Below are 20,282 nucleotides of genomic sequence, written 5' to 3' on the forward strand. Positions count from 1 at the left end.
GCAGGCGATAGCGATGGGTGCTTGGATTGGGCTGGAAACAGATATGGCGGCTGGCCGCGCTGGCCGCGCTGACCACGCAGGCGGCGGCGGCCGCGACGACGCTGGACATGGTCTACGGCGCGGTGGCCTCGGACCCGTATATGAGCGGCGAAGGCGATCAGACGCCGCCCCACCCCGGCGCGGTGGTGGAGATGGCGCAGGCGGCGGCCAAGGGCTGCCGGGTAGCCCTCAAATTGTCGCGGCTGCCGGGCAAGCGCCTGCTCACCGAGATGCAGCACGATCAGCACGACGCCGCCTTCATGTTTTCCCACAACAAGGAACGCGAAGCCTATTTCGACTACCCGATGCAAGGCGGCGAGCCGGACCCGCGCTACCGGCTGACCACGCTGGCCTACTCCTTGTACGCGCTGAAAAGCGCGCCGCCGGCCTGGAACGGCGACAATCTGCCGGCGCTGGGCGCCATCGGCGTCAACGCCGGCTGGTCCATCGCCGACGATCTGCGCGCCAAGGGCGCCCGGGTGGAGGCCGCCAAGGACAGCGAGATGAATTTCCGCAAGCTGCAGGCGCGCCACATCGCCGCCTACGCCACGCAAAACCACATCGGCGACCGCTATGTGGAAGAACATCCGCAAGCCGGCGTCGTCCGCCTGCAGCCGCCGCTGTCGCGCAAAGACTACTACCTGGTGTTCGGCAAACGCTGGCACCGGGACAATCCGGCGCTGGCGCGCTGCCTGTGGCAGCAGATCGGCAAGCTGCGCGAAACCCTGCTGCCCGCGCTGCTGCGCCAGCCCTGGTATCTCCAGCCCTGAGTCAGTCCGGCAAGCCGCCCAATTCCGCCGTCAACTCCTCCACCTCCAACAAGTGGGCGCGGTCGTGTTGCAGCATGTCCTCGGCCAGATCCTCCAGACTCATCCGCCGCTCGCCGCCGAACAGGCAAAGCCGCCCGCGCTGAGCCGGCTCCGCGCCGGCCAAGGCGGCGAGCAAATGCCGCCGCCCGGCCACAAAATCATCCAGCGCCGCTGACCCGTCCTGCTCCAGATACGCCAGTTCGAGCGACATCTCGTTGCCGTCGACCGAAGCGATCTCCGGCATCTCCTCGGCCAGCACCCGCGCCACTCGTTGGCAATAAATCCGGTCCAGATCGCGCAGGTGGCAGGCATGCTCGACCGCGGCGAAATCGATGCCGTCCGGCCGCCGCCGCCAGTCCGCGGCGGGAATCGCGCGCAGCGCCGCCGCCAGCTGCGCCGGCGTCGTCCGCAACGCCTCCAGCCGCTGCGCCCAATCCAGCTTGTGCGGCGTGGCCGACCACACCACCCCGTAAGTGAAATAGCCGCCCGGCACCCGGCCGCGCGGCCGCAGCACCTCGTGGCAATGGCGGCGCATCACCTCCGCCACCATCGCGCCGCAAAACTGGCGCGCGCTGGCGTCCGCCTCCACCTCGGGAAACAGCTGACGCACATCGTGGACGATGGCCGCCACCGCCGGCACCTCGGCGCGCGACAAGGCCGCGTACTCCACATAACGTTGCGGCGTGTCGATCAGGGCCTCCAGCTGGCGACCCAGCGCCTGCTCGCGGAAAACGTCGAAACGGGAATGCATAACCGCTCCTTTTTTAACGTATCAAAATGATACCTTAGTAAGCGGCAAAACCATTGTCAACCCTGATTTTTGTCATAATCATCCGAATTTAAACAAGACAAATGATTGCAGATTTATGACGGCATTCGGATAATGCTAAACGTTTATTTAAAATCACCCGGCGACATGTAAGTTAGTCCGTCCCGGCCGGCGTCACAAGGAGATAGAAATGGGGTTCTGGAACAAGGCCGACACCGCGCGACAACAAGCGGAGTGGCTGCAATGCAAGCAGGAAGCGGAACAACTGCGCACGGAGCTGCGCCACACCCGCGCCCGCGCCGACGAGGCGGAAAGCCAGTTGGCGGCCAGCCAGGCCAAGAACCAGGAACTGCGCGGGCTGATCGCCAATCTGTCCGCCTTCGCCCAATCGATGACCGACACCCAGCAATCGCTGGCCACCCTCTCCAGCGTGATGAGCCGGGAAAAAGACCGCGCCGTCGCCGCCCAGGACATTTCGCTGCGCAGCCGCCAATCCATAGACCAGATCGCCGCCGACCTGTCCAAGCTGGCCGGCGCCTCGCAAGGCGCGGCGGAAAAAGTGGGAGAGCTGGACGCGCGCGCGCAGGAGGTGGGCGGCATCGTGCAATTGATCCGCGACATCGCCGACCAGACCAACCTGCTGGCGCTGAACGCGGCGATCGAAGCCGCGCGCGCCGGCGAACAGGGCCGCGGTTTCGCCGTGGTGGCCGACGAGGTGCGCAAGCTGGCCGAACGCACCGCCACCGCCACCGCCGACATCGCCAAGCTGGTGGAGCAGATCCGCGGCGACAGCGCCGGCAGCCGCAGCCAGATGGGCCAATTGGCCGAGCAGGCCGCCAGCTTCAGCCAGGACGGCGAGGCCGCCGCCGGCACCATGAAGCAATTGCTGGACATGTCCACCAGCATGGAAGGCAGCATCGCCGCCTCCGCGCTGCGCGGCTTCTGCGAACTGGCCAAGATGGACCATCTGATCTACAAATTCCGCGTCTACCAGGTGATGTTCGGCCTGTCGGACGAAGACATCGGCCACTTCGGCTCGCATCAGCACTGCCGCTTCGGCAAGTGGTATTACGAAGGCGAGGGCCGCGCCGGCTTCTCCCACCTGCCCGGCTTCCGCGAAATCGAAGCGCCGCACGCCAAGGTGCACACCGCGGCGCTGGACGCCTTGCGCGCCCACGCCGACGGCGACAGCCGGGCCGCGGTTGAGCAGGTGGCGGCGATGGAGGCCGCCAGCCTGCAAGTGCTGGCCGGGCTGGAACACATGGCCGGCGCCGGCGCGGCGGAGCCGCGCCATGGCTGAGGCCGTCTTCTCCATCCGCCCGCTGCAAGCCGGCGACCACGCCGGCTGGCAGCCCTTATGGCGCGACTACAACGCCTTCTACGGCCGCGCAGGCGCGACCGCGCTGCCCGAGGAGGTGGACCGGGAAACCTGGCGCCGCCTGCTCGCGCCGGAGGAACCGGTGCACGGGCTGGCCGCGGTCGCAGACGGCGCGCTGCTGGGCATCGCCCACCTGCTCTACCACCGCAACACCATCCAGATCCAGGACAGCGCTTATCTGCAAGACCTGTACGTGGCGGCGGCGGCCAGAGGCGGCGGCGTTGCCCGCGCGCTGCTGCGGGCGGCGGCGGAACGGGCGCGCGCGGACGGCGCCGCCACGCTGTACTGGCGCACCGCCAGCGACAACCTGGTCGCGCGCCGCCTGTACGACCAGGTGGCGGAGCTGGCGGACGCGGTGATCTACCGCCAAATCTTGTAAGCCGGCCGGATCAGCGCAACACGTCCAGCAAAATATCCGCGATCAAGCCGCTGGCCGCCACCAGGACCAGGTCCGCGCCCACCGCCCGCCACTCATAGCCGGGATGGCGCGGCAGCTGGCTCAGCAAGGGCGCCGGCAATACCTGCTTGGCGATGCCGGGAGGCAGCGGCTTGCCGCGCGCCAGACGCTTGCGCATGCCGGGCGGCAGCGATTTATAGCCGGTCACCCCGGAATCCAAGGCCAGCCTGCGCGCGGCGGCGGCGCTGATGCCCGCCGCCACCAAATCCCTTTCCGTCCGCGCCGGCGACGCCTCCCTGTCTTTGTCCTTATCCTTGTGCTTGCCCTGCCCCTGGCCATGCCCCTGGCCCTTGCCTTCCGGCGGATTGGCCAATACCGGCGCGGCCAAGGCCGCCGCCAGCAACAAGGCCGACCATTGCTTCCATCGCTGCATCTTCGTCTCCCGTCTAGTTGAGCCCGACTTACATTATCGACCAAGCCCCGGCAAAGCTTGAACCCAAACTCGCCAGCTTCGCCAGATTAAATATATTGATCGCTACACAATTGTAGAATACTCTACAAAAAATGGAGCGCATCATGGACTGGCTGCTGCTGATCACCTCTTTGCCCACCGAAAACGCCACCGCGCGCATGCGCGCCTGGCGCGCCTTGAAAGCCTGCGGCTCCGCCGCGCTGCGCGACGGCGCCTATCTGTTGCCCGGCAGCAACGCTCGGCTGCAGCAATTGGAAGCCATCGCCTCCGACATTCAGCAGCACGGCGGCGTCGCCCGGCTGCTGGCCTGCCGGCCGCTGAACGGCAGCGACTTTCCGCCGCTGTTCCAGCGCGACGCCGATTACCAGCAACTGCGGCAAGACATTGAGGAACAACGGCGCGGCCTGGACCCGGACAACGCCGCCGAAAGGCTGAAGCAATGGCGACGGCTGGGCAAGGCGCTGGCCGGCATCGCCGCCGTCGACTTCTTCCCCGGCGCCGGCCAGCAACAGGCGCAGGCCGCGCTGCAACAACTGGAAGCCGCCATCCAGCAACAGCTGTCTCCCGGCGAACCCCATAGCCAACAAATGGCCATTCCGCGCCGCGCCGTCGCCGAACACCAGGGCAGGGTCTGGGCCACCCGCCGCCGCCCCTGGGTGGACCGGCTGGCCTCGGCCTGGCTGATCCGCCGCTTCATCGACCCGCAGGCGCGCATCCTGTGGCTGGCCGCGCCCGGCGACTGCCCGCCGGACGCGCTGGGTTTCGACTTCGACGGCGCCGCCTTCACCCATGTCGGCGACAAGGTCAGTTTCGAAGTGCTGCTGGCCAGCTTCGGCCTGGACGCGCCGCCGCTGCGGCGGCTGGCGGAGCTGGTCCACTATCTGGACGTGGGCGGCGCGGCGCCGCCGGAAGCCAGCGGCGTGGAAACCGTGCTGGCCGGCCTGCGCGCCGCGCTGAGCGACGACGACCAGCTGCTGGCCGCCGCCTCCACGATCTGGGATGGCTTGTATCAACAGTTCGCCAAGGAAGCCTGAAGATGCCGCCCGACCACACCCCCGCCGCGCCCGCTCCGGTCGGCTTCCGGCAAGCGCTGCGTTTCTGGCTCAAGCTCGGCCTGATCAGCTTCGGCGGCCCGGCCGGGCAGATCGCCATCATGCACCAGGAGCTGGTGGAGCGCCGGCGCTGGATTTCCGAACGCCGCTTCCTGCACGCGCTGAACTACTGCATGCTGCTACCCGGGCCGGAAGCGCAGCAGCTGGCCACCTATATCGGCTGGCTGCTGCACCGCGGCTGGGGCGGCGTCGCCGCCGGCGCGCTGTTCGTGCTGCCGTCCTTTTTCCTGCTGGTGCTGCTGTCCTGGGTCTATATCGCCTACGGCCACCTGGCCTGGATCGCCGGCCTGTTCTACGGCGTCAAGCCGGCGGTGGTCGCCATCGTGGCCCAGGCCGCCTGGCGCATCGGCAAGCGCACGCTGAAACATCCGTGGCTGTGGGGCGTAGCGCTGGCCTCGCTGGGCGCCATCGCGCTGTGGCAAACGCCGTTCCCGCTGATCGTGCTGGCGGCGGCCTTGATCGGCGCGCTGGCCGGCCGGCTGCGGCCGCGCTGGTTCCAGAGCGGCGGCCACGGCGGCGCGGACGCGCATTACGGCCCGGCGCTGATCGACGACCACACCCCGCCGCCGGCCCACGCCCGCTTCTCCTGGTTCCGGCTGGGCCGCGCCGCGCTGGCCGGCCTGCTGCTGTGGAGCTTGCCGATGGCCTTGCTGACCGCCGTCTGCGGCTGGCACGGCGGCTACACCCAGATGGGCTGGTTCTTCACCAAGGCCGCCTTGCTGACCTTCGGCGGCGCTTACGCGGTGCTGCCCTATGTCTACCAGGGCGCGGTGGCCCATTACGGCTGGCTGAGCGCCGGCCAGATGCTGGACGGCCTGGCGCTGGGCGAAACCACGCCGGGGCCGCTGATCATGGTGGTGGCCTTCGTCGGCTTCGTCGGCGGCTACGCCAAGGCGCTGCTGGGCCCGGAGCAGCTGTTCCTGGCCGGCGCGCTGGCCGCGGCGCTGGTCACCTGGTTCACCTTCCTGCCCTCCTTCGTCTTCATCCTGGCCGGCGGCCCGCTGATCGAACACAGCCATGGCCAAATCCGCCTGACCGCGCCGCTGACCGCCGTCACCGCCGCCGTGGTCGGGGTCATCGTCAACCTCGCCCTGTTCTTCGGCTGGCACGTGCTGTGGCCGCAGGGCTGGCGCGGCGGCGTGGACTGGGCCGCCGCCGCCATCGCCGCGCTGGCGGCCTGGGCGCTGCTGCAACGACAAGTCAAAGTGATGCCGGTGATCGCCGGCGCGGCGCTGGCCGGCCTGCTGCTCAGCCTGTGGCGCCTGCCGTGAACGGATTCCCACATCGAGAAAGGCCTACCCGCATGCAGCCCCGCATCCCCGCCACCATCTGGGCCCTGGGCCTGGTCAGCCTGTGCATGGACATGTCCTCCGAGATCATCCACGCGCTGCTGCCGGTATTCCTGGTCTCCACCCTGGGCGTCAGCGCGCTGACCCTGGGCGTCATCGAGGGCCTGGCCCAGGCCACCGCGCTGATCCTGCGCGTGTTCTCCGGCGCCATCAGCGATTACTGGGGCCGGCGCAAGGGCTTGCTGCTGCTGGGCTACGGCCTGGCGGCGCTGAGCAAGCCCTTGTTCCCGCTGGCCCACAGCGCCGAAACCGTGCTGGCCGCGCGGCTGATGGACCGCGTGGGCAAGGGCATACGCGGCGCGCCGCGCGACGCGCTGGTGGCCGAAATCTCCCCGCCGGAAATCCGCGGCGCCTGTTTCGGCCTGCGCCAGTCCATGGACACCTGCGGCGCCTTCGCCGGGCCGCTGCTGGGCATCGCGCTGATGTTCTGGCTGGCGGACGACATCCAGCAAGTGCTGTGGTGGGCCTGCCTGCCGGCCTTGCTGGCGGTGCTGCTGCTGGCGGCCGGCGTCCGCGAGCCGGACGGCGGCGAACGCAAACCCTTCCGCTCGCCGCTGCGCCTGGCGCTGCTGCGCCGCTTCTCCGGCCGCTACTGGTGGGTGGTCGCCATCGGCGCGCTGTTCACCCTGGCCCGCTTCAGCGAGGCCTTTCTGGTGCTGCTGGCGCAGCGCCACGGCCTGCCGCTGAGCTGGCTGCCGCTGGTGATGGTGGTGATGAGCCTGGTCTACGCGCTCACCGCCTACCCGGTGGGCGTGCTGGCGGACCGCTGCAGCAAGAGCGCGCTGCTGGCCGTCGGCCTGCTGATCCTGATCCTGGCCGACGCCACGCTGGCGCTGTCCGGCTCCGTCGCCGTCACCCTGGCCGGCATCGCCTTGTGGGGGCTGCACCTGGGTTTCACCCAGGGCCTGCTGGCCACGCTGGTGGCGGAGGAAACCCCGGCCGACATGAAGGGCACCGCCTTCGGCCTGTTCAATCTGGTCAGCGGCCTGTGCCTGCTGCTGGCCAGCGTGCTGGCCGGCTGGATGTGGGACCGCCACGGCAGCGCCAGCACCTTCGTCGCCGGCGGCGCGCTGGCCGCGCTGGCGCTGGCGGCCACGCTGTGGTGGCATTGCCGGGAGCGGCGGCTGGCCAGCCTGGCCACTTGAGAAGTTTTGCGGGATGAACGGCCGCCAAGGCCTGGTAAAGCGTCGCTCACGCCGGGCCCCGCGCCGCGGCCTGGGCCTCCATCGCGCCGGCGATGGCCGCGATCAGGCGCTGCGCCGCCGGATCGGCCTGCCGCCGCCAGATGCACAGGGATTCCGAAAACGCCTGCGCGCCGGCCAGCGGCAACCAAACCGCGCGCGGCGCGGCGGCGCGCAGCGAGGCCGGCGCCAGCGCCACCCCCATATTCGCCTCCACCAGTTGGGTGACGCTGTGCCAGTGGCGCGGCTCGTGCCGGATCCGCGGGCTGAAGCCCGCCGCCACGCACAGGGCCACGATCCGGTCGTGGTAATGGGTGGACAGCGCGCGCGGGAACAGGATGAAGTCCTCGTCCCGCAAACGCTCCAGGCGCACCCTCCGTCCGCCGGCCAGCGGATGCCCCGGCGGCAGACAGCACAGAAACGGCTCCCGCGGCAGCTCCAGGCGGGAGAGCTCGCCGGGCAGCGCGCCGGCATGGATCAGGCCGACGTCGATCTGCTCGCGCGCCACCGCGCGGATCTGCTCCTCGGTGTTCATCTCGCACAATTCCACCTCCACCTCCGGCGCCTGCCGCTGGAAGACCCGCACGCCCTCGGGCAGGCCACGCGACAACATGGCGCTGACAAAGCCGAGCCGCAGCCGGCCCGCCAGCCCCCGGCCGGCGCGCGCGGCGATGTCGGCCACCTCCTCCGCCCGCCTCAGCAATTGCCGCGCCTCCCGGTACAGCACCGCGCCGGCGGCGGTCAGCGCCACCGTCTTGTTGTCGCGCTCGAACAGCAGCGCGCCGATCTCCCGCTCCAGCTGCCGGATGGTCAGGCTCAGCGGCGGCTGGGAAATATGCAGCCGCAAGGCGGCGCGGCCGAAATGCAGCTCCTCCGCCACCGCCACGAAATAGCGCAATTGCCGTAGATCCACGTCCTCGCCTCCCTCGCCCGCCGCCGTCCATCGATAGTTTCCCGGTATCGCATCAGCCAAAAACAGTATTTCCGGCCTGGCTCCATTATGCCGACAATGGCCGCCATCTCCCCCTGCCCGCGGCTCCGCCGCCGCGGCCCCCATCGAGGCCCATCATGTCCACAGACTCGCGCGCGATACCGGACCGCCACGGCGGCAATCTCTTTCTCTGCGACCCTTCGCTGGCCAGCCTGCTGCGGCTTTATCTGCCGCAGGAGCTGTACCGCCACCTGGAACCGCGACTGATCGCGCTGGGCGCCGAGGCCGGCGGCCGCCTCGACGAGCTGGCGCTCGCGGCGGACAAGCATCCGCCCACCTTGCAAGCGCGCAGCCGCGCCGGGGAGGACAGCCAGCGCATAGACAAGCACCCGGCCTACGTCGAACTGGAAAAGCTGGCCTTTTCCGAATACGGCCTGGCGGCGATGGGCCACCGCGCCGGCGTGCTGGACTGGCCGGAGCGCCTGCCGCGGCTGGCCAAATACGCGTTCACCTATCTGCTGGTGCAGGCGGAGTTCGGCCTGTGCTGCCCGCTGAGCATGACAGACTCGCTGACCAGCACCCTGCTGGAGCACGGCGACGCGGCGCTGGCGGAACAGTATCTGCCGGCGCTGCTGACCCAGGACTTCGCGCGGCTGAGCCAGGGCGCGATGTTCATCACCGAGCAAGGCGCCGGCTCCGACGTGTCGCGAGTGGAAACTCGGGCCTATCGGCAGGACGGCGGCTGGCGGCTGGAAGGCGAGAAATGGTTCTGCTCCAACCCGGACGCCGGGCTGGCCATGGTGCTGGCCCATGTCGACGGCGCGCCGCCCGGCTTCAAGGGCCTGGGGCTGTTCCTGCTGCCGCGCAGGCTGCCAGACGGCCGGCTCAACCATTACCGCATCGTCAGGCTCAAGGACAAGCTGGGCAGCCGCTCCATGGCCAGCGGCGAAATCCGGCTGGAAGGCGCCCTCGCCCATCTGGTGGGCGAAGTGGGCCGCGGCTTCCAGCAAATGGCCACCATGATCAACCTGTCGCGGCTGTCCAACGGCGTGCGCGCCGCCGGCCTGATGCGCCGGGCGCTGACCGAGGCGCTGCACACCGCCCGCCATCGCCGGGCCTTCGGCCGCGCGCTGATCGAGATGCCCTTAATGCAGCGCAGCCTGATCAAGATGCTGCTGCCCGCCGAACAGGCGCGCTCGATGTTCCTGCACCTGGCCGCCTGCGCGGACCGGGCCCAGGCCGGCGACGCCGAGGCCGCGCAGCTGAGCCGCATCCTCACCCCGCTGATCAAGTTCCGCGCCTGCCGCGACGCGCGCCAAGTGACTCAGGACGGCATGGAAGTCCGCGGCGGCTGCGGCTACATCGAGGAATGGTCCGACCCGCGCGTCGTGCGCGACGCGATGCTGGGCTCCATCTGGGAGGGCACCAGCAATATCGTGGCGCTGGACGTGGCGCGCGCCGCGCGCCGCAACGGCGCTCTGCCGGTACTGCAACACTATCTGGCGCGGCTGCTGAGCGAGTCCGAACTGCCCGCCGCCTCGCAAGCGGCGCTGGAGCAAGCGCTGGGCCGCGTTTCCGGCTTCGCCGCCGCCAGCTTCGCCGCCGACGACGACGTGGACGTCCGCCGCGCCGCCAGCGCGCTCTACCACATCGCCAGCGCGGTGTTCATGGCCTGGGAAAGCGCCCGCGCCGCGGACGGCGACCATCGCCGGCTGGCCCTGGCCCATCTGGCGCTGCGCTACCGGCTGCAGCCGCGCGACCCGCTGGCGGCCCGCGACGGCGACGCGCAGCTGGAACTGACGCGCCGCCTGCTGGACGACGCTCCGATCAGCCAGGGCGAGGCGCTGGCCGCCTTGCCGCTCTGAGAACCTGTTTACGATCTGCTGCGCCTCGGCCATGGACAAACGCCAGACCATGCGGTCAAATACGCCATCATAAAAACAGCAAGGCCGCCGCATGTCCCCCACCTTTGTCTCCTCCATCGTCTGGCAACGGCTGGACGCCTCCGGCCATGATTTCGCGGCGCTGGAACAGGGCGCGGACGGCCCGCGCCTCAGCGGCTGCGCCGTCTTCGTCGAAGACGGGCTCAACTGCCTGCTGCGCTACCAGGTGGATTGCGCGCCGGACTGGAGCACGCGCCGCGTCGAGGTCAATGGCTACCGCGGCGGCGACGCCGTCGACCTGCTGCTGGAGGCCGACGCCGAAGGCCGCTGGCGGCTCAACGGCGCGGAACAGCCGCAGGTGCGCGGCTGCGTCGACATCGACCTGGCCTTCACCCCGGCCACCAATCTGCTGCCCATCCGCCGCGGCCGGCCGGACATCGGCGCCACGCTGGAACTGAGCGCCGCCTGGCTGCAGTTCCCGGCGCTGACCCTGGCGCCGCTGCCGCAGCGCTACACCCGGCTGTCCGAGTTCGGCTACCGCTACGAATCGCGGCAGGGCGTGTTCCAGGCCGAGCTCAGCGTCGGCCCGGACGGCTTGCCGCGCGACTACCAGGGCCTGTGGCGGGAGGCGCGCTGAGATGGACGCCGCCCGCATCCGCCCGGCCGCGCCGGCGGACTTTGCCCGGCTGGCCGAGATCGAACGCTCCGCCGCCGCCCGCTTCGATCCGCAAGACCTGCCGCCGGCGCTGGCCGGCGACGCGCTGCCCGTGGAGGAATTAGCCGCCGCCTGCGCCGCCGGCCTGCTGTGGGTGGCCGCCGACGCCGACGGCGCGCAGGGTTTTCTACTGGCGCGCCGCCACGAAGACAGCCTGCATCTGCAGGAAATGGACGTCTGTCCGCGCCGCCAGGGGCAAGGCCTGGGCTCGGCGCTGATCGCGCGCGCGGAAGCCGCCGCGCGCGGCCTGGGCCTGAGCCGGCTGACGCTGACCACCTTCGAACACCTGGCCTGGAACGCGCCCTACTACCAGGGGCGCGGCTTCCAGACCCTCGCCGCCGCCGACTGCCCGCCCTTCCTGCTGGCCCTGCTGCGCGCCGAGGCGGAACATGGTCTGAGGCGGCGCGTGGCGATGCAAAAACCGCTGCGCTAAGCCCGCCCGCCAACACCGCAAGATCGGTCAGGCGCGCGGCGGCTCGGCCGCGCTAGACTGGCGGCGCCAAGGAGGGAACCATGCCGCAAGACACCGCCGGCCCGCGTCTGGACAAGGCGCTGGCCTATATCGACGCCCATCTGGACGCCGACCTGAGCCTGGAACGGCTCAGCCGGGTGGCGGCTTGCTCGCGCTTTCATTTCCACCGCCTGTTCCGCGCCCGCTTCGGCCTCAGCCTGCACCAATACGTGCGGCTCTGCCGGCTGCGCCGCGCCGGCGAGCGGCTGGCCTTCCGCCGCTGCGCGGTGCTGGACATCGCGCTGGACAGCGGCTACCGCAGCCCGGAGGCTTTTGCCCGCGCCTTCCGTCAAGCGGCGGGCCAGACGCCGTCCGCCTTCCGGCGGCAGCCGCGCTGGCTGCCTTGGCATGGTCAACTGCAAACCCTGCGCCAATCGAGGAGACTCTCCATGCCGTCCAGCCACGCCCTATTCGCCGTCGACATCATCGACTTCCCCGCCACCCCGGTGGCCCTGCTCGAGCACCGCGGCGACCCCGCGCTGCTGGGCGACAGCCTGCGCGACTTCATCGCCTGGCGGCGGGAACACCGCCTGCCGCCCAGCGCCGCCGCCACCTACAATCTGCTGTACGCCGACCCGGACGAGTGCGCGCCGGACGCCTACCGCTTCGGCCTGTGCGCGGCTTTCGCCGGCGACATCGCCGCCAACCGCCAGGGCGTGCGCGCCGCGCTGATTCCCGCCGGACGCTGCGCCCGGCTGCGCCACATCGGCTCCGACGACGCGCTGGCCGCGGTCGCGCGCCGCTTGTACGCGGAATGGCTGCCCGCCAGCGGCGAAACCCCGCGCGATTTCCCGCTGTTTCTGCAGCGCGTCCGCTTCTACCCGGACGTGGCGGAAAACGAAGCCGTTTGCGATCTGTTTCTGCCGCTGCGAGAACCGGCGCCGGAAACGGCGCGTTCCGCGTCGCTGAAACAATAACAACCGGGATATTCCAAAAACATTCCCTCAAGCGCCTTTTGCCGGCTTTGGGTAAACTAGCTCGCGTTAAACGCAGGGGTAATGCACGATGCGAGCTCGTTTTCTGACTCGAATAAAAAAATGGATCATCAGCGTATTCAATCCGCCCTACCAATTGGTGCTGTGCGATCGAATGCTCAAGAAGAACTCCAAGGAATATCTCTACCTGTTCAAGCTTTACGGCAGCCACGACTTCGTCAAGCTTTCCCACGCCGACATCCTGGCCAGCAATCAGATTTTGTCCGCCATCAGGCCGCGGGACCTGATAAAAATCGCGCTATTGGAAAGCAACAGGAAAGAAGAGGAAAAACGCTGCAAGGTGGAGGAAGAACTGCGCGGCAATCAATACCGGATTCACCTGCACGGCAATAGCGAAACCTTTTCCGGCGAAAGCATCTGCCGGAACATCGATTATTTCGCGGACCTGAACCCGCAAGAGGTCTGCAAGATCGCCTACGCCACCGGCTTCCTCAAGGGCCGCGCCGTCTCCGCCCACATCGGCCGCGCGGCGGCCGAGGCCCGTCGTCAGGAAACGCCGGCGTCGGACGGCGCTGGCAAGGTGCTGGCGCTGCGACGCGCCAGGCCGCGCTGACGCCCGGGCGGCGCCGGGCTAGATCATGACTGTCTGGCTGCGGAAGCCGGCGGCGTCGAACGCCAGCAGCTTGTAGCCGTGCGCGTCCACGGTGTCCAGTTCCGCCGTGCCCTTGCGCCACTGGAAACAGGTGGCCGGACAGACCTCCAGCGCCACGCCGCGCGCCTCCAGCCGGTAATCCCCGTGCGCATGGCCGCAGAGCAGCAGCTGCAGGCGGGGCGTTTCCGCCATCAATTCCCAGAACCTCTCCGTGTCTTGCAGCATGCAGCTGTCCAGCAACGGCGTGCCCACCGCCGCCGGATGATGATGCAGCAGCACCGCGCAGCGCTTGCCGGCCGCCTCCGCGCCGGCCAGCCCTTGCCGGAAGGCCGCGGCGGCGCGCTCGTCGATATGGCCGTCGTCCGTGCCGGGCCGGACCGAATCCAGCGCCAGCAACAGCCAGTCCGCGGTTTCCAGCCGCTCCAGCGGCTGCATGAAGTCGTAGCGGCCCAGCACCTCGGCCGCCAGCGGCGCGGCGTCGTGATTGCCGGCCAGCCAGTACACCGGCAGCCCCGTACGCTCCAGCCGCCGCGCGAAACGCTCGTAGGACGCCGCGCTCTCATCCTGGGAAATGTCCCCGGTGACCAGAATGGCGTCCAGCTCCGCCGCATGCCGCCGCTCCAGCTGGCTCAGCACCCGGTCGAACTCGCGGTAAGTGTCGTAGCCCATCAACTGACCGTCGGCCTCGGCGAACAAATGAGTATCGGAAATCTGCGCGGCCCTCATCGCCCCTCCTCCATTGCGTATTTGTTCCTCTTGACGTCCTCGCCGTCCTCCTTGAACACCGCCAAGGGGTTGTAGGACACGCTCCAGTCGAAATAATCGGTCTTCTCTATCCTCTTCACCACCCCCACCAGGTAATAACCCACCGGCAGCAAGGCGATGGAAACGAACACTTTGTAGGACCAGGTGGTGGCGATGATGTTGACCAGCTCCGCGCCGCTATAGCGCGACGACAGGCTGATCGGATAAGCCGTCATCAACAATACCGCCTGGGCCAGCATGGACGCGATCACGTAGCGGATGAAAAAGAAGCGGCCGGCGAAAAACACCTTCATCCGCGACACCACGAAGCCATTGCAGAAATAAGAGGCCGGCACCGAAATCCAGGTGCCCACCATCACCCGCCAAAACTCGTTGAACAATAAATAATACTGTTTCGAGATCTCGTTATTGTCCGGCTGCAGCAAGGCGAAGGCATTGATGATCAAGACAAAAAAAGTTTGGCAGGCCACCAGAATCCACACCGTGCGGCCGCCCAATTTATAGCCGTACACCTCGGTGGACACCGTGGACAATAGATAGCACAGCGAAAACACGATGCCGCTGGCGGTGATCTTCAAGCCGTAAACGTCCAGCGTCTTGTACACCAGCGAATCGCACACCACCATGATGGTTACCGACAAACCCACAATCAAACCGTAAACTCTAAACTGTTCCACACCCTCATCCTGCGCTAAAAGTCTTAATCGCCTTGACCGCCACGCCAAGCACCTTGAAATCCCGGCATACGAAAGGCTGCAAATCGTGCATCAAGGAAATGCTTGAAAACAGGAAATGCTCGCCGTCGATGAATACCCGGCGGAAGCAAGGCTGCTGGCCGGCCATGCTGACCAAGACCACATCGCCGTCCACCGGGCGCTCCTGCCGAGCCACGATGAAAACGCTGCCCTGGGAAAAACTGGGGAACAGCGAATCATTGTTCAGCAACACCGCAAACGCATCCGCGGCGTCGAAACCGGCGGCGTCCACAAAATACCGTTCCGGCTCGATAATCATCCCGTCAAAAAACAGGGTCAGTTCGGTGAACTTGATCAAGGGCACCGCCATGGCCGCAGGGCTGTCGCCGGCCTCGCCGCCCAGATCGCTCTCCACGAAATCGCTGAGCTTGACATCGAAAAACCGGGCCAGCTCCATCAAGGTCAGCAAAGTGGGATTGCCCACGCCGCGCTTGATATTGTTGATCGTCGCCACGCCCAGGCCTATCGCCTCGCTCAATTGCGCGGCGTCGATGCCGGCGCGCCCCATCAGACACGCCAGGTTTTTCGACGCCTTGCTCAACAAGGCGCCGTGCTCGGCTTCCTCTTTCCACACCGCCCTGCTCATTCAGCCCTCCATATAAGCCAAATCCGTTTCGATTCCATTTTTAATTTCACATCCAAACCTGCGCGCCCATTTTAAACGCAAGCGCCAAACCCGGCGCAAGCCTTAAACGACATTGTTCTTGTCCGTATATTTTCCTGTAATTCCTTCACTACTCTTTTAAGCGAAAAGACAATATAATAATTTTGCAACACTATATCATTCGAGGCATGCGCAAGATACTCGCGGCCCGCAAATTTAAAAGAAGAAAAATATCAATAAGAACAAATAAAACAAAGCCAGGCCCGCTATCGCGCAATGCAGAGGAAACCGCTTAAATGAGAATTTCAGAAGACGAATTCGCGCTGGACGTAATTGACGGCGAACCCGCCATCATTACCCAGTCCAGCGTGCTTGGACAGCCGGGCAGTGAATGGGAAGGCTCCCCGGTATTCAGGAAAACCTATTTGCTGGAGCTGATCAGCCGCAGCCTGGAACACGAGGTGATCAAGCCGGAAGACATCCAGAGCCTGATCCGGACCGCGAAAAAACCCTGAGCGCGCCGGGCTTGGGTAGGCCGGGCCATTGCAATACAATGGCGTATCGACCGCCGCGAAACCCTTCCATCGCCCGCCCGGAGCGAGCGGAAGGCGGCGCAACAGCACAGGCCCACACATGCCCCATCTGACACTGGAGTACAGCGGAAATCTGTCCGGCTTCGCCGCCGCGGACGCGCTGCTGGACATCAACCGCGCGCTGCTGGCCAGCGGCCACTTCGAAGAAGCCGACATCAAGAGCCGCGCCGTGGCGCTGGATGCCTGCCGCATCGGCGTCCACGACCTGCCGCGCGGCTTCATCCACGCCAAACTGGCCATCCTCAGCGGGCGCAGCCCCGAGGAAAAACAGCGCCTGTCCGAACTCAGCCTGCAAGCGCTGGCCGACAGCGCCGCGCTGCCGTCGGGCCTGGAAGTGCAATTGTGCGTGGAAATCCAGGAAATAGACCGCGCCAGCTACCGCAAACGCCTCATCGCCCGCTAACGGAGGGACAATCCCATGACCGCGCTCAAACTCGCATCCCGCGGCCTGCTGGCCGCCTCCCTGCTCGCCGGCCTGGCCGGCGCGGCCCGCGCCGCCGACGACATCGACCGCGTCAACCTGGAAGGCACGCTGGGCCAGGAACGCATCGGCATGAGCCTGCTGGTGAAGAACGGCAAAACCTTCAGCGGCGGCCACTACTTCTACGGCCGCTATCTGAAGGACATTCCGTTGCGCGGCAAGCTGCAAGGCGAAACCCTGCAGCTGAGCGAACCGGGCGGCGGCGTATTCAAGCTGCGCTTCAAAAGCAACGGCAGCGCCGACGGCCAGCCGCTGAGCTTCGACAACAGCGTGGGCCTGGACGGCGACTGGACGCTGAAGGCCAAGACCCTGCCGGTGACGCTGAGCATGGGCGATATGTCGCCGGCCGCCGAAGGCCGCTGGTATCAGGACGTCACCGAGGAAAGCGACGCCGCCTTCGAAGCCCGGGTGCAGGGCTTCCAGCGCGCCGCGCTGGCCGGCGACGCCCAGCAGGCCAGCCGCTACGTGCACTTCCCGCTGCGGATCAACCACAAGGGCGGCAGCCGCCAGATCGCCAATGCCCGCCAATTGCAAAGCGAATGGAGCGGCATTTTCACCGCGGCCTATCTGGAACAGCTGAAACAGCCGATGCCGCACAATCTGTTCGTGCGCAACGGCCAGGCCATGCTGGGCAGCGGCGTGGCCTGGTTCGACGCCAAGGGCGCGGCGGCCCTGAACCTGCCGGACTGACCCTCTGCTCCAGCCCCGCCGCGCCTGCGGCGGGCATTGCGGGCGGCATGCTCCGCATCCCCGTCAAGGGCGGCCCCGGCCGCCCTTGATTCATGGCGGGATAATCCGGCGTCAAAATATGCTGCATCGCAGCATAAAACGTTTTATGCTGAAGACTGCCCAGCCCGCCACCGGAGCCCGTCATGACAGCCGAACTCTCCGATCCGCCCCGCCTCCGTCTCAACGAACACCCGCAACGCCGGCAGCTCAACCGCGAAGCCCACCCCAGGCCGGCGCTGCAGATCGCCGCCGACAACCGGGTCAGCTATCTGGCCTATCTGCATCGCCACATCAGCCGCGAACAGGAAAACTGGCTGTGCCGGGAACTGGCGCAGCAGCTGGGACAGCCCCTTCCCGACCCCGAAGCCGCCCAGTTCCAGCTGGACGCCCCGTTCGGACGCGTGCGCTGGGAACGGCACGGCGAATTCTCCAGCTTCACCGTCCTCGCCCACGGCGCGGAATCCAGCCCCTTCGCCCAACCCGCGCTGCAAGCCCTGCCGCCGGCCTGGCTGACGCTGCTGCCCGGCAATGTGCTGGTGGCCGCCCACGCCGCGCTGCTGCCGCCCGGCGCGCTGCCGCTGCGCATCGACGACCTGGCCGCGCAATGCTTCAACGGCCACGAACTGGCGGGCGCGGAGATAGGCGACGGCGCCGGCCGCGCCTACACCGACTTCCGCATCCACCCGGACGGCTTTTCCCGCTATCTGCTGGCCGACCTCTACATGGGCCGCCGCCAGGCCGGCCGCATGCTGCAGCGGCTGCTGGAGCTGGAAACCTACCGCATGCTGGCCCTGCTGGCATTGCCGGTGGCCAAGAGCATCGCCCCGGAGCTGGCCAAGGCCGACGAGGAACTGGCCGAGCTCACCGGCGCCATGAGCGGCGCCGGCGCCGACAGCGAGCCGCAACTGCTGCACCGGCTGACCGAACTGGCCGGCGCCGCCGAAAACGCGCTGTCCCGCACCGATCACCGCTTCAACGCCTCCCTCGCCTATTACGACATCGTCCGCAGCCGCGTCGCCGAGCTGCGCGAACGCCGCATTCACGGCCTGCAGCCCTTCCAGCAATTCATGCAGCGCCGGCTGGCCCCGGCCATGGACACCTGCCGCGCCGTGGCCGCGCGCCAGCGCGAACTGGCCGCGCGGGTCAACCGCGCCACCGCGCTGCTGCGCACCCGGGTGGACATCCGCCGCGAACGGCAGAACCAGGCGCTGCTCACCTCGATGGAGCGCCGCGCCGCGATGCAGCTGCACCTGCAGCAAACCGTGGAAGGCCTGTCCATCGCCGCCATCACCTATTACAGCGCCGGCCTGATCGGCTATCTGTTCAAAGGCGCCAAGGCCGCCGGCCTGCCGCTCAACGTGGAATTGGCCACCGCCGCCGCGGTGCCGCTGCTGGCGCTGGCCATCGCGCTGGGCCTGCGCCGCGCGCGCTCCGCGCTGCGGCGCCACGGCGAAGCGTCCGGCGCGCCAAGCGGCTGACACCTGCCCATTCAGGCAGCCGGGCCAGAACCTCATCGGCTATACCGAAATCATGGCCGCGGCCCCGCCGCCGCGAACTTTGCCGGCGCGGGGCCAGTCAGAAAAACGCCGCCCGCGCTCCGGCCCGACGGACAGAACCCACTGTCCGCGGCCGCGCCGGCCAAAGGAGAAACCGATGAACGACACGCTATGCGCGGCCGCGCAGCCTCCCTTCGCCCTCAGCCCCAGCCTGGCCGCTTCTTTGCGGCAACTGGACGCCTGTCAGGCCAATCTGAGCATCGAGCAGATCCGGCTGTTCCACGATTCGCTGCAGCTGGGCCCGGAAGACCTGCAACCCTTCCTCCAATTCAGCGACGAGCGCTACCGCCGCAACCAGATCTACCTCAGCCCCTGGTGCGAATTGCTGCTGCTGTGTTGGCGCAGCACCCAGCGCAGCCGCATCCACAATCACCGCGGCAGCCTGTGCGGCTTGCGCGTGCTGCAAGGCGCCGCCACCGAAACCGTGTTCGAACGCACCGATCACGGCCAGGTGTACGCGGTGGGCTCCCACCGCCTGGAGGCCGGCAGCCTGACCGTCAACAACCATCTGGACATCCACCAGATCTCCAACCTCCAGCCCTACGGCGCGGACCTGGTCACCCTGCATCTGTATTCGCCGCCGCTGCGCAATATGGAGCTGTTCAGCCTGGAGTCCTCCCAAGTGGAGCGTCCCGGCGACTCCATCAGCTGGGTGTACGAAATCTGAAGCCGCGGCGGCCGGCTCCTGGCCGCTTCGCGCCGCCGGCTCTACAATACAAATCCCCGCACGCCACAGGCTCAACCATGTCCTCCGCCCTCGCCGCCGAGCTGTTCGCCGACCTGCTCACCCACTTTCCCTGGCTGGACCGCGCCCAGCCCCCGTGGCACTGGCTCGGCCGGCTGCCGGACAGCCTGGCGCGGCAAAACGCCTTGCTGGACCCGGCGCACTGGGCGGTGGACGGCGACATCGCCGTGCACCGCAGCGCCTCGATCGAGGCCGGCGCCGTCCTCAAAGGTCCGCTGCTGATCGGCCCCAATTGCCGCGTCGCCGCCCACGCCTATCTGCGCGGCGGCGTGGCGCTGGCCAACGACGTGACGGTGGGGCCGGGCTCCGAGCTCAAGACCTGCGTGATCGGCCCCTACTCGCGGCTGGCCCACTTCAACTTCGTCGGCGATTCCGTGCTGGGCGCGGACGTCAATATGGAAGCCGGCGCCGTCATCGCCAACCACTGGAACGAACGCCGCGACAAGACCATCACCCTGCGCTGCGGCCAGCAAGCCTGGACCCTGCCCACGCAGAAATTCGGCGCCCTGGTGGGCGACCACAGCCGCATCGGCGCCAACGCCGTGCTCTCTCCCGGCACGCTGTTGCCGCCGCACGCCGTGGTGGCGCGGCTGGAACTGGTGGAGCAAGACCCGGAGCTGGGCTGAATCCAAAACCGCCGCCGGGAGCGGCCCCCTCGTTCCATCTCCCGGCCTTGCGGATATTTGACCGGACAGCGGCAATCCGGCTCATGCCGCATCTTGATTCAATTCAACGCCATTCAAACAAGCCGAATCCATAAACTTCGATTTCAGCGAAAACATCGGACTCTCCGCCGTTTAAAACACGCGGGACATTCAAACCGCAGCGTAAACCAGCGGAGAGTTGCCGGCGCCAATTGCCTCCCAAACCTACCCCCTCCAAAATAAACTCATAAATACAGTCATTTTTAAAACCAATATT

The 20,282-nt window shown here is 67.6% G+C and carries 23 protein-coding genes; 17 read left to right on the forward strand and 6 right to left on the reverse strand.

All coding sequences use genetic code 11. The annotated features are described in order from the left end of the window. Positions 1-17 precede the first annotated feature (17 nt). Positions 18-809: a type 2 periplasmic-binding domain-containing protein gene (locus tag JW897_RS06740; RefSeq protein ID WP_205465578.1), complete on the forward strand. Its 792-nt coding sequence runs from the start codon at positions 18-20 to the stop codon at positions 807-809. A 1-nt stretch (position 810) separates the two neighbouring features. Here the strand turns inward: JW897_RS06740 and JW897_RS06745 are convergent, their stop codons facing one another. Then, the gene (locus JW897_RS06745) at positions 811-1,599 is read right to left on the reverse strand and encodes a DinB family protein (protein WP_205465579.1); all 789 of its coding nucleotides are present in this window, start codon (positions 1,597-1,599) and stop codon (positions 811-813) included. A gap of 208 nt (positions 1,600-1,807) precedes the next feature. Between JW897_RS06745 and JW897_RS24485 the strand changes: the two genes are divergently transcribed. Both JW897_RS24485 and JW897_RS06755 read left to right on the forward strand, forming a co-directional pair. Then, entirely contained in the window at positions 1,808-2,917 is a 1,110-nt protein-coding gene (locus tag JW897_RS24485; RefSeq protein ID WP_205465580.1) for a methyl-accepting chemotaxis protein, read from the forward strand. Next, positions 2,910-3,374 (forward strand): GNAT family N-acetyltransferase, encoded by a 465-nt coding sequence (locus JW897_RS06755; RefSeq protein WP_205465581.1) that lies wholly within the window; start codon positions 2,910-2,912, stop codon positions 3,372-3,374. The genes JW897_RS24485 and JW897_RS06755 overlap by 8 nt, the downstream gene beginning before the upstream one ends. 10 nt (positions 3,375-3,384) lie before the next feature. Here JW897_RS06755 and JW897_RS06760 read toward each other — a convergent pair whose 3' ends face one another. After that, the gene (locus JW897_RS06760) at positions 3,385-3,825 is read right to left on the reverse strand and encodes an anti-virulence regulator CigR family protein (RefSeq protein WP_205465582.1); all 441 of its coding nucleotides are present in this window, start codon (positions 3,823-3,825) and stop codon (positions 3,385-3,387) included. A gap of 143 nt (positions 3,826-3,968) precedes the next feature. On the opposite strand from JW897_RS06760, the gene JW897_RS06765 reads away from it, so the two are divergent. From JW897_RS06765 to JW897_RS06775, 3 genes are read left to right on the forward strand one after another with little or no spacing between them, the layout of a single operon-like run. Beyond that, complete coding sequence (locus tag JW897_RS06765) at positions 3,969-4,898, forward strand: chromate resistance protein ChrB domain-containing protein (RefSeq protein WP_205465583.1); 930 nt, start codon at positions 3,969-3,971, stop codon at positions 4,896-4,898. Positions 4,899-4,900: 2 nt separating this feature from the next. After that, positions 4,901-6,247 carry a chromate efflux transporter gene (gene chrA, locus JW897_RS06770; protein WP_205465584.1) on the forward strand — a complete coding sequence of 449 codons (1,347 nt, stop codon included), beginning with the start codon at positions 4,901-4,903 and terminating at the stop codon, positions 6,245-6,247. A gap of 32 nt (positions 6,248-6,279) precedes the next feature. After that, positions 6,280-7,470 (forward strand): MFS transporter, encoded by a 1,191-nt coding sequence (locus JW897_RS06775; RefSeq protein WP_205465585.1) that lies wholly within the window; start codon positions 6,280-6,282, stop codon positions 7,468-7,470. 46 nt (positions 7,471-7,516) lie between these two features. Here JW897_RS06775 and JW897_RS06780 read toward each other — a convergent pair whose 3' ends face one another. Beyond that, positions 7,517-8,419, reverse strand: coding sequence for a LysR substrate-binding domain-containing protein (locus JW897_RS06780; RefSeq protein ID WP_205465586.1), 903 nt, complete (start codon positions 8,417-8,419; stop codon positions 7,517-7,519). 155 nt (positions 8,420-8,574) lie between these two features. Here JW897_RS06780 and JW897_RS06785 point away from each other — a divergent pair, with 155 nt between their 5' ends. From JW897_RS06785 to JW897_RS06805, 5 genes are all read left to right on the forward strand, one after another. Beyond that, positions 8,575-10,302 (forward strand): acyl-CoA dehydrogenase family protein, encoded by a 1,728-nt coding sequence (locus tag JW897_RS06785; protein WP_205465587.1) that lies wholly within the window; start codon positions 8,575-8,577, stop codon positions 10,300-10,302. A 91-nt stretch (positions 10,303-10,393) separates the two neighbouring features. Further along, on the forward strand, positions 10,394-10,957 hold the full coding sequence (locus JW897_RS06790; RefSeq protein ID WP_205465588.1) for a putative glycolipid-binding domain-containing protein: 564 nt from the start codon (positions 10,394-10,396) through the stop codon (positions 10,955-10,957). Between the two features lies 1 nt (position 10,958). Continuing rightward, positions 10,959-11,468 carry a GNAT family N-acetyltransferase gene (locus JW897_RS06795; protein WP_205465589.1) on the forward strand — a complete coding sequence of 170 codons (510 nt, stop codon included), beginning with the start codon at positions 10,959-10,961 and terminating at the stop codon, positions 11,466-11,468. Positions 11,469-11,548: 80 nt separating this feature from the next. Then, the gene (locus tag JW897_RS06800) at positions 11,549-12,463 is read left to right on the forward strand and encodes an AraC family transcriptional regulator (protein ID WP_205465590.1); all 915 of its coding nucleotides are present in this window, start codon (positions 11,549-11,551) and stop codon (positions 12,461-12,463) included. 88 nt (positions 12,464-12,551) lie between these two features. After that, on the forward strand, positions 12,552-13,094 hold the full coding sequence (locus JW897_RS06805) for a hypothetical protein (protein WP_205465591.1): 543 nt from the start codon (positions 12,552-12,554) through the stop codon (positions 13,092-13,094). Between the two features lie 18 nt (positions 13,095-13,112). Here JW897_RS06805 and JW897_RS06810 read toward each other — a convergent pair whose 3' ends face one another. From JW897_RS06810 to JW897_RS06820, 3 genes are read right to left on the reverse strand one after another with little or no spacing between them, the layout of a single operon-like run. After that, positions 13,113-13,859, reverse strand: a complete 747-nt coding sequence (locus tag JW897_RS06810; protein WP_205465592.1) for a metallophosphoesterase — start codon at positions 13,857-13,859, stop codon at positions 13,113-13,115. Then, positions 13,856-14,575, reverse strand: coding sequence for a VUT family protein (locus tag JW897_RS06815; protein ID WP_048414664.1), 720 nt, complete (start codon positions 14,573-14,575; stop codon positions 13,856-13,858). Before JW897_RS06815 ends, JW897_RS06810 begins: the two co-directional genes overlap by 4 nt. Before the next feature lie 4 nt (positions 14,576-14,579). Continuing rightward, positions 14,580-15,239 (reverse strand): helix-turn-helix domain-containing protein, encoded by a 660-nt coding sequence (locus JW897_RS06820; RefSeq protein ID WP_048414663.1) that lies wholly within the window; start codon positions 15,237-15,239, stop codon positions 14,580-14,582. A gap of 314 nt (positions 15,240-15,553) precedes the next feature. On the opposite strand from JW897_RS06820, the gene JW897_RS06825 reads away from it, so the two are divergent. The 6 genes from JW897_RS06825 to JW897_RS06850 all read left to right on the forward strand — a co-directional run bounded on the left by JW897_RS06825 (position 15,554) and on the right by JW897_RS06850 (position 19,987). Beyond that, complete coding sequence (locus tag JW897_RS06825) at positions 15,554-15,772, forward strand: hypothetical protein (RefSeq protein ID WP_048414662.1); 219 nt, start codon at positions 15,554-15,556, stop codon at positions 15,770-15,772. Positions 15,773-15,890: 118 nt separating this feature from the next. After that, positions 15,891-16,253 (forward strand): 5-carboxymethyl-2-hydroxymuconate Delta-isomerase, encoded by a 363-nt coding sequence (locus JW897_RS06830; protein WP_205465593.1) that lies wholly within the window; start codon positions 15,891-15,893, stop codon positions 16,251-16,253. A 15-nt stretch (positions 16,254-16,268) separates the two neighbouring features. After that, entirely contained in the window at positions 16,269-17,021 is a 753-nt protein-coding gene (locus tag JW897_RS06835; RefSeq protein ID WP_053077395.1) for a hypothetical protein, read from the forward strand. A 182-nt stretch (positions 17,022-17,203) separates the two neighbouring features. Further along, positions 17,204-18,538, forward strand: coding sequence for a DUF3422 family protein (locus JW897_RS06840; protein ID WP_205465594.1), 1,335 nt, complete (start codon positions 17,204-17,206; stop codon positions 18,536-18,538). A 175-nt stretch (positions 18,539-18,713) separates the two neighbouring features. Next, entirely contained in the window at positions 18,714-19,283 is a 570-nt protein-coding gene (locus JW897_RS06845) for a cysteine dioxygenase (protein ID WP_205465595.1), read from the forward strand. A 77-nt stretch (positions 19,284-19,360) separates the two neighbouring features. Beyond that, positions 19,361-19,987, forward strand: a complete 627-nt coding sequence (locus JW897_RS06850; RefSeq protein WP_048414659.1) for an LbetaH domain-containing protein — start codon at positions 19,361-19,363, stop codon at positions 19,985-19,987. Positions 19,988-20,282: the final 295 nt, after the last annotated feature.

The organism is Chromobacterium alkanivorans (genome assembly GCF_016937655.1).
Lineage (GTDB): Bacteria > Pseudomonadota > Gammaproteobacteria > Burkholderiales > Chromobacteriaceae > Chromobacterium > Chromobacterium alkanivorans.

Excerpts from the sequence above, each read along its gene's own strand:
- JW897_RS06745 (WP_205465579.1), bottom strand. The coding sequence starts at position 1,599 with ATGCATTCCCGTTTCGACGTTTTCCGCGAGCAGGCGCTGGGTCGCCAG.
- JW897_RS24485 (WP_205465580.1), top strand. The coding sequence starts at position 1,808 with ATGGGGTTCTGGAACAAGGCCGACACCGCGCGACAACAAGCGGAGTGG.
- JW897_RS06755 (WP_205465581.1), top strand. The coding sequence starts at position 2,910 with ATGGCTGAGGCCGTCTTCTCCATCCGCCCGCTGCAAGCCGGCGACCAC.
- JW897_RS06760 (WP_205465582.1), bottom strand. The coding sequence starts at position 3,825 with ATGCAGCGATGGAAGCAATGGTCGGCCTTGTTGCTGGCGGCGGCCTTG.
- JW897_RS06765 (WP_205465583.1), top strand. The coding sequence starts at position 3,969 with ATGGACTGGCTGCTGCTGATCACCTCTTTGCCCACCGAAAACGCCACC.
- chrA (WP_205465584.1), top strand. The coding sequence starts at position 4,901 with ATGCCGCCCGACCACACCCCCGCCGCGCCCGCTCCGGTCGGCTTCCGG.
- JW897_RS06775 (WP_205465585.1), top strand. The coding sequence starts at position 6,280 with ATGCAGCCCCGCATCCCCGCCACCATCTGGGCCCTGGGCCTGGTCAGC.
- JW897_RS06785 (WP_205465587.1), top strand. The coding sequence starts at position 8,575 with ATGTCCACAGACTCGCGCGCGATACCGGACCGCCACGGCGGCAATCTC.
- JW897_RS06790 (WP_205465588.1), top strand. The coding sequence starts at position 10,394 with ATGTCCCCCACCTTTGTCTCCTCCATCGTCTGGCAACGGCTGGACGCC.
- JW897_RS06795 (WP_205465589.1), top strand. The coding sequence starts at position 10,959 with ATGGACGCCGCCCGCATCCGCCCGGCCGCGCCGGCGGACTTTGCCCGG.
- JW897_RS06800 (WP_205465590.1), top strand. The coding sequence starts at position 11,549 with ATGCCGCAAGACACCGCCGGCCCGCGTCTGGACAAGGCGCTGGCCTAT.
- JW897_RS06805 (WP_205465591.1), top strand. The coding sequence starts at position 12,552 with ATGCGAGCTCGTTTTCTGACTCGAATAAAAAAATGGATCATCAGCGTA.
- JW897_RS06810 (WP_205465592.1), bottom strand. The coding sequence starts at position 13,859 with ATGAGGGCCGCGCAGATTTCCGATACTCATTTGTTCGCCGAGGCCGAC.
- JW897_RS06820 (WP_048414663.1), bottom strand. The coding sequence starts at position 15,239 with ATGAGCAGGGCGGTGTGGAAAGAGGAAGCCGAGCACGGCGCCTTGTTG.
- JW897_RS06825 (WP_048414662.1), top strand. The coding sequence starts at position 15,554 with ATGAGAATTTCAGAAGACGAATTCGCGCTGGACGTAATTGACGGCGAA.
- JW897_RS06830 (WP_205465593.1), top strand. The coding sequence starts at position 15,891 with ATGCCCCATCTGACACTGGAGTACAGCGGAAATCTGTCCGGCTTCGCC.
- JW897_RS06835 (WP_053077395.1), top strand. The coding sequence starts at position 16,269 with ATGACCGCGCTCAAACTCGCATCCCGCGGCCTGCTGGCCGCCTCCCTG.
- JW897_RS06840 (WP_205465594.1), top strand. The coding sequence starts at position 17,204 with ATGACAGCCGAACTCTCCGATCCGCCCCGCCTCCGTCTCAACGAACAC.
- JW897_RS06845 (WP_205465595.1), top strand. The coding sequence starts at position 18,714 with ATGAACGACACGCTATGCGCGGCCGCGCAGCCTCCCTTCGCCCTCAGC.
- JW897_RS06850 (WP_048414659.1), top strand. The coding sequence starts at position 19,361 with ATGTCCTCCGCCCTCGCCGCCGAGCTGTTCGCCGACCTGCTCACCCAC.